The 7,224-nt window shown below is 62.9% G+C and carries 5 protein-coding genes and 1 rRNA gene (1 of these 6 running past the window's edge); 2 read left to right on the top strand and 4 right to left on the bottom strand.

Annotated elements, in window-relative coordinates; translation table 11 throughout:
* A 16S ribosomal RNA gene (locus AC1RZR_RS09620) occupies positions 1–29 on the bottom strand; it reaches 1,456 nt to the left of the window's first position.
* A 781-nt stretch (positions 30–810) separates the two neighbouring features.
* On the opposite strand from AC1RZR_RS09620, the gene AC1RZR_RS09615 reads away from it, so the two are divergent.
* The gene (locus AC1RZR_RS09615; RefSeq protein WP_477269770.1) at positions 811–2,778 is read left to right on the top strand and encodes a M23 family metallopeptidase; all 1,968 of its coding nucleotides are present in this window, start codon (positions 811–813) and stop codon (positions 2,776–2,778) included.
* Positions 2,779–2,790: 12 nt separating this feature from the next.
* Here the strand turns inward: AC1RZR_RS09615 and AC1RZR_RS09610 are convergent, their stop codons facing one another.
* Positions 2,791–4,350 (bottom strand): MFS transporter, encoded by a 1,560-nt coding sequence (locus AC1RZR_RS09610; RefSeq protein ID WP_477269768.1) that lies wholly within the window; start codon positions 4,348–4,350, stop codon positions 2,791–2,793.
* 153 nt (positions 4,351–4,503) lie between these two features.
* Between AC1RZR_RS09610 and AC1RZR_RS09605 the strand changes: the two genes are divergently transcribed.
* A complete protein-coding gene (locus tag AC1RZR_RS09605) occupies positions 4,504–5,136 on the top strand; it encodes a TMEM175 family protein (protein ID WP_477269766.1) in 633 nt (210 codons plus the stop codon).
* 58 nt (positions 5,137–5,194) lie between these two features.
* Here AC1RZR_RS09605 and AC1RZR_RS09600 read toward each other — a convergent pair whose 3' ends face one another.
* The gene (locus AC1RZR_RS09600) at positions 5,195–6,670 is read right to left on the bottom strand and encodes a L,D-transpeptidase family protein (RefSeq protein ID WP_477269764.1); all 1,476 of its coding nucleotides are present in this window, start codon (positions 6,668–6,670) and stop codon (positions 5,195–5,197) included.
* Positions 6,671–6,821: 151 nt separating this feature from the next.
* Entirely contained in the window at positions 6,822–7,187 is a 366-nt protein-coding gene (locus tag AC1RZR_RS09595) for an MmcQ/YjbR family DNA-binding protein (RefSeq protein ID WP_481828353.1), read from the bottom strand.
* Between the last annotated feature and the right edge of the window lie 37 nt (positions 7,188–7,224).

Below are 7,224 nucleotides of genomic sequence, written 5' to 3'. Positions count from 1 at the left end.
TTCTGAGCCAGGATCAAACTCTCAAGTTTTGAAACTTTGATTGGCTTTTATCTGGTCACGCTTTGAATTGACGAGAACATTCACACCTAGACACTCACGTGTCTTGGTAGACTTTATTCTCTCAAAACGTGTCCGCCAAAGTCTCGTTCGAACCTTCTATCCCTGGCGGGATAAGAGGTTCAGCAGGACTCTGCCGCCCACGTTTCTCTTTCTTCAATATTCAATTTTCAAAGAACAGACACCGCAGACGCAGTGTCGTGGCCCGTTTCGCTTTTGGCTCCGGGGCCGTCCGAGTGTCGCTTACGCGGCTCTCTTGAATTTCTCAAAGGGCAGGCTTAGAAGCAAACTTCTTCGTCGCCAGCGGCGAGCCGCCCTCGTTGGTGAGGCGTATATAGTCGCCGCCGAGCAGAAGTGTCAACAGCCATCTCAAAGTTTTTGAACTTTTTGCGACAGAAATCTCGGGCCCGATCTGTTGATAGCCGGCTGCCCCAGGGGAAGCCGGACAACGCGGGTGGGCGGCCACGACGGAGCCCTATTGCCGCCGCATTGCCGTTCGACACCAAAGCCAACAAAAGAGGCGCAGCGTCGACGGCGCGGTGCCTCTTAGGAGCCTCACACAGGGGTGCGCGATGGGCCTTGCAGAGAAGGCGCACCGCCCCTCTTTATAGAGCGCTCCATACAAGAGAAGTGCGCGAGGGGAATTCGGCCGGGGCCCAGGCTTCGTTGACTTCACCTGCCATGACAGGCAAATGTCACGGCCACAACAAAAGCGACAAGCCGTTCCGCCCGGGGAAGAAGCAGCCTTTCTGGATGCCAGACACGGAAGATGTCATAGCCGAACTCGGCAACGAGCCGCCGCTTATCGCGGACGGCCGCAGCGGCCCGCCCGACCGGCGCGAGGTTTCCGCACGCTGGCTGTCAGGCACCTTCCTCACCGGCGTGACCTCGAGCGTGCTGATGGGCGTGGCGCTGTTTGCCGCCCTTGACGGACGTCAGCAGCTGGCGACGCCACCCGAGATTGCGGAACTGATCAGCCTTGCCAGCAATGGCGATTCCGGTGAAGTGGCCAAGACGACCAGGCTGGTGCCGCCGCGCCAGATCGCCAAGGCCAAGGATCGCCGCCGGATGGAAGTGTCGATGGTCACCAAGGTCGGCGACCGTGACGTCATCCACACCATGCCTTTCGTGCAGATCAAGATGGCGCTTGCCGCCGGTCACACCACCAATCGCGCCTACCCGCCCTTCGACCCGATGCAGGTGTTCGGTGACGACGGCGACGACAGCGCGGCGCAGCCGGCCACAGCCTCGGCCGCTTCCGGCCAGATCTATGGCGCCAAGGTCGAAAGCGAGATGAGCCTGAAGACCGTCGATTTCCCGATCGAGACGGCGGCCTTCGACGAAAAGAGCGACCTGTCCGCCGACGAGGTGGAAAAGGTGGTGCGCGAAGCTGGCACCGACCTCAGTGACGGTGCTGTCCAGGTTGCTTCACTCCACTATGTCGACCCGCAGCGATTCGGCGAAGCTTTTGCCGAGAGCATGGCCGGCTCCTACGACGTCAAGATCGTGCCGGAAAACGTCTCGGTGGCGCCCCGCGCCGCCGCCGACGACCAGGCGCCGGCTTTTGCCGAGGAAATCATCCCCTTCACCAAGGATCTCGACGTCACCGAAGCTCTTGCTGATTCGGGCTATACGGGTGAAGACGCCACTGGCATGGCCGAAGCGATCGCCAAGCTGTTGAACGCGACGGCGCTCAAGGCCGGAACCGTGCTGCGTGTCGGCCTCGAGGTTCACGGCGATGTCGCCAAGGTCGTGCGCACCAGCGTCTACGACAGAACGCAGCACATCGTCACCATCGCGCTCGACGATCGCGGCCAGTATGTGCCGGCACAGGAGCCGGAGCCGAATCCCGAATTGCTGACGGCATTCGACGATTCGCCGCCGGTGGTGGTGCGCGGCAACCTGCCCAACGTCTATGACGGCATTTACCGCGCCGCCTATTCCTACGGCATGTCCAAGGCGATGACCCAGCGGCTGATCAAGTTGCTGGCGTCCGACGTCGACTTCCAGTCCCGACTGAGCCCCGCCGACCGCATCGAAGTGCTGTTCTCGCAGCCCGATGGCGACGACCAGACGTCGGACAGTTCCGACCTTCTCTACGTCTCGGCGACGTTCGGCGGCACGACGCGCAACTTCTATCGCTTCCAGATGCAGGACGGCAGCACCGACTATTTCGACGGGGACGGCTCGAGCGCCCAGCAGTTCCTGTTGCGCAATCCCCTGCCCGCCGGAAAATTCCGCTCCGGTTTTGGCGCCCGCAGGCATCCGATCCTTGGCTATGTCCGCATGCACACCGGCGTCGATTGGGCCGCGCCCATCGGCACGCCGATCATCGCCGCCGGCAACGGTACTGTCGAGAAGGTCGGCTGGGCTGGCGGCTATGGCAAACAGATCATCATCCGTCATGCCAATGGCTACGAGACGTCCTACAATCACCAGAGCGCCTTTGCCAAGGGCATCGAACCAGGCGTGCGCGTTCGCCAGGGCCAGACGATCGGCTATCTCGGCCAGACCGGCCTCGCTACCGGCCCCCACCTTCACTACGAACTGATCGTCAACGGCACCAAGGTGGATCCGATGCGTGTGCGCTTGCCGGTCGGCAAGGTGCTGAAGGGTGACGACCTCGTCGCTTTCAAGCGCGAACGCGAGCGCATCGACGACCTGCTGAAGCAGGAAGACAGTGATCCGCTGAAGGTTGCGAGCGCCAAGATCGACGGCTGATCGGTCAATCGGTCAACCTTGCGGATTGTCCGTACGCCACGGCCAAGGCAGCCGCTGACCGGAAATGGTCGTCCAGGCGATAACAGCCGAAAGCAGGCACAGCAGCGCCGTCACCGCAGAGACGGCGGAAAACGCGGCGTCGCTGGCGGCGAGCCTTGCCGCATCGACTGCCGGCGCCAGCCCAACCGTCGACGGCTCGCCAAAGCCCGGCACACCGGGCGTCGCATTCCCATCCAGTGCGTCCGCGTAGACCCAGGCGGCAAGCGAGCCCATCGCTGCCACTGCGATCAGGCCGCCGATGCGCGAGACGGCATTGTTTATGCCGGAGGCAGCACCGGTATCCTTGTCGTCCACAGCCGTCATGATCGCCGTCGACAGCGGCGACACGACCAGCGCCATGCCGAGCCCCATCAGCGCCATCAGCGGGAATGTTCCCGTCCAGAAATTGTGGATGCCGGCATGGGTGAGCAAAGCAAGTCCGGCAAAAGCGAAAGCCACGACAAGGCTGCCGCAGGCGATCGGAAAGCGCGGCCCGATCCGGTCCGACAGCTGGCCGACCGGTCCCGACAAAAGTGCCATCGATGCCGACAGGGGCAGGAAGATGAAGCCGACCTCGGCCGTGCTCAATCCCCAGCCTGCGATCAGCAGCATCGGCAGATAGAAAAGATTGGCCGACAGCGCGAAATAGAGGAAGAACGTCGCCAGATTGGCGCCGGCGAAAGCGCCGACGCGAAACAGCGACAGATCGATCATCGGTTCGCGCCGCCTAAGCTCGAAGACGATGAAGACGACCAGCAACACAGCGCCGGCGGCAATGCTTGGCCCCGACATATGGCCGTCGCCGCTGGCGCTCATCGAGGTCAGCCCATAGGCGAGCGCGCCGAAGGCCAATGTCGCGAGCGCGGCACCGCCGAGATCCAGACTGCGTTTCTCCGTCGGCACGTCGGCTGGAACCCTCGCCAGCAGAAGATAGATCGAGATGAGGCCGAGCGGCAGGTTGATGGCGAAGATCGCCCGCCAGATGCCGTCGCCGAAGGCCGACAGCACGAAGCCGCCGAGCACCGGGCCAAGAGCTGTGGTCAGCGCCGAGGCCGCCGCCCAGATGCCGATGGCGCGCCCGCGCTCTTTTTTCGGATAGGCCTTGGCGATGATGGCGAGGCTGCCCGGAACCATGATCGCCGCGCCAATGCCCTGAAGGGCGCGAAATGCGATCAGCACCACCGCATTCGGCGCCAGCGCACAGGCAAGCGAGGCGACAATGAACAGCGCAATGCCTGCCACGAAAGCGCGACGCAACCCGAATCGATCGCCGGCAGCACCCCCGGCAAGGATCAGCGCCGAAAGCGTCAACGCATAGGCATTGGAAATCCACTGTGCCTCGGCAAGGCTGGCGCCAAGGTTGACGCGGATCGCCGGCATGGCGATGGCCAGGATCGAACCGTCGATGAAGCCGAGCGCCGAGGCCAGGATCGCTGCGATCAACACAAATCGCCGCTGCGATGGCGGACAGAACGTACCATTCGTGACCGGACTGATCAGCGGGACGGCGGCGGCTTCACTTGGTGAATGCATGGAACCTTGCTTAGACCGCATGCGTGCCGGCAACAACCAGCCAGTGGCTTGACGTCCTTGAACCCAGCCATATCGCCGGGGTTGGGCCTGTCCGGGTGCAAACGGCGGCAGTCATGCTAGGTTTTCTGGAAAGTTGCAGCCGGGGAGAAATCGATGAAGCGGCCACTTGAAGCATCGGCGGAGGGACGCGGCCGTATCGTCGGCATCACCGACGGGGTGTTCGCCATTGCACTCACGCTGATCGTCCTAGAGATCAGGGTGCCGGCGCACGAGGCGATCCATTCGGAGCACGATCTGCTCGCGGCGATCGCGGCTCTGGCGCCACGCTTCCTGACCTATGCCCTGAGCTTCCTGACGCTGACCATCTTCTGGTTCGGCCAGCAGGCGCAACATGGGCTGATCGCCAAATCCGACCGGCGCCTTGCCACGCTGAACCTCTGCTTTCTCGCTTTCATCGCCCTGCTGCCGTTCTCGACCGACCTTTTGGCCGATTTCCTCGAGTTCAGAACCGCGGTCCTCGTCTACTGGCTCAATCTGCTGATGCTCGGCGTCGCGCTGTTCGCCAGTTGGCGCTATGCGGACAAAAACGGCTTTCTCGCAGAGGGCGTCGGTGCGGATACAAAACGCACGGTCTATCTGCGCATCGTCAAGGCGCAGATCCTGTGGGCGATCGGTGCCGCATTGTGCATGATCACTCCCTTGCTCAGCGTCGGCTTCATCCTGGTGGTGCAGCTGATCTACGCGGCAACGCCAGGCGCGAACTGGGTGCGCAAGATTATCGGCTGAGCGTCTGGGTGCGTGGAGGTTCAAGTCAGGCCGAACCTGACCTGAATCTCAGCGCGCGCTAGTCGACGAACTCCACCGTCACACCCGGCGAAACGAGCTTGGCGAGTTCCCGCGCATCCCAGTTGGTCAGGCGCACGCAGCCATGGCTTTCGGTCTTGCCGATCTTCGACGGGTCTGGCGTGCCGTGGATGCCGTAGGTCGGCTTGTCCAGGGCGATCCACACCGAGCCGACCGGGCCGTTCGGGCCCGGTGGAATGGTCAGGACCTTGTCGTTCTGGCCCTGCTTGAAGTTGATGCTGGGGTTGTAGGTATAGTTCGGATCGAGCGCGACGCGCGATACAGTGTGTATGCCGGACGGTGACGGTGTATCCGACGAGCCGATGGTTGCGGGATAGGCCGCCACCAGCTTGCCACCCGCATCATAGGCGAAGACCTCTTTCCTGCCCTTGTCGGCGACGATACGGGCAACCGGTGTCGAGACCAGTTTGCCGAAATTGGCAACCTTGATGATCGTGCCGGGACGATTGAAGTCGGCGTCCGGATTGAGCGCCTTGAGATAATTCTCGTCCATGTGAAAGCGCTCGGCGAGCGCTTCGGTCACCGACGTATAGCCCATGCGGTCGAGCTGCGCCTTCTGGCTGTAGTCTTCCGGAATCGAGGCGACATAGGGACCGGCCGCATCCTCCGGCGTGATGGTGTAGTTGGCGAAGGCATCGCCGCCGGACTGCGCAAGGGCTGCCTGAATGCCGACCGCATCAGTCGACCGCAGATTGCTGCCGGTGATTTGGTTGTAGGCGGCCAGAGCCTTGTCGACATTCGAACCGAAGCGCCCATCGATGACGCCGGGCGAAGCTCCACCCCGGTCTAGCAGCACCTGCAGCGCTGCGACATCCTGGCGTGCTCCCAGCGAAAGCGACGGCTCGGCGGTGGTCTTGCCGCCGGCCTTCGGCGGCAGTCCCGCCTGATCGGAGGGCACTGCCGGCTCGACAGGTTCTATCGAGGCCTGATCCAGCGGCTGGCGCTCGATGGTGCGCGGCTCTGCCGGCTGCGGCGCATCGGGATAATTGTTGTCGTAGCTGCCATCGTCCTGCGGCGGTGGCGGGAAGGCTTCCACGGAATTGTCGCTATCAGGGTCATATTCGTCCGCCGGCGGCGGGATGACCCGGCCTTCCTCTTCCAACTGCTTGCGGCGGAACCGCGCCATGTCTTCCGGATCATCGAGATAGTAGCGGTCATTGTCATCAGGGGCACGGCCCAGCTCGCGCAGCCTTGTCTCGCGACGCAGCGCGCGCCGGTCGAGCCTGGTCTGCGGCGGCTGGATGGCAATCACCTTGCCGGTATCGGCATCAACGATGACGCGGTTGCCCCTGGCGTCGTAGTAGACGTCGAGGTTGCCTTCCTGTGCGACGAGGATGCCGCCCGTCGTGGTGGCGCGGACGACGCGCGGTGCATTGTCCTGCGTCGGCGCGGCGAGCGCGCCGGTAGACACGAGCCCGGCGGCGAGCACCGAGAGGGTGAAGATCGTGCGGAACATCGTTGCCAAACTCTCCGGTCCGTAATTGCCGCCGCCCGGCACTGTCCCTGTACGGCGAACCCCTTCGCCAGCAAACCAGTTACCCAGCATAAAGTTCCAACATGAACCGGGCATGAAGATGGCGGTTTTCCGGCGCCTCGAGGAATATTAGCTAGCTTGTGGCAAGTCCCAATTCCCTTAGCGCCTGCTTCGTCAGCTTCAGGGCGACAAGGCGATGGCTCTCGCGCAGATAGTCCTTCAGCGCGCCATCATCCATGCTCTGGCTTGTCTGACGCTGGATCCATGTCATGCCGCGCGAAGCAAGATAGGGCGCCGGCCGCAGGCCCGGCTGCTCCTTGAGCACATCATACGCGATGTCGGAACATTTGAAGGTGACGAAGAGCTCCTGGCCCCGGTCCCAGCCGCCGATCGCAAAGACCTTGGCCCCGACCTTCCAGACATGGGCGCCGCCCCACTGGACGACATGCGTCGTCGAAGGCAGTGAAGCGCAGAAGCTGTTGTAGTCGTCCAGCGTCATCGGCGCCCTCATTTGTATGAATACGCCGCGCGTCCAG

It is taken from the genome of Mesorhizobium bavaricum (assembly GCF_056781655.1).
Note: the sequence above shows the minus strand (reverse complement) of the source record. Positions and strands in the feature narration are given on the sequence as shown.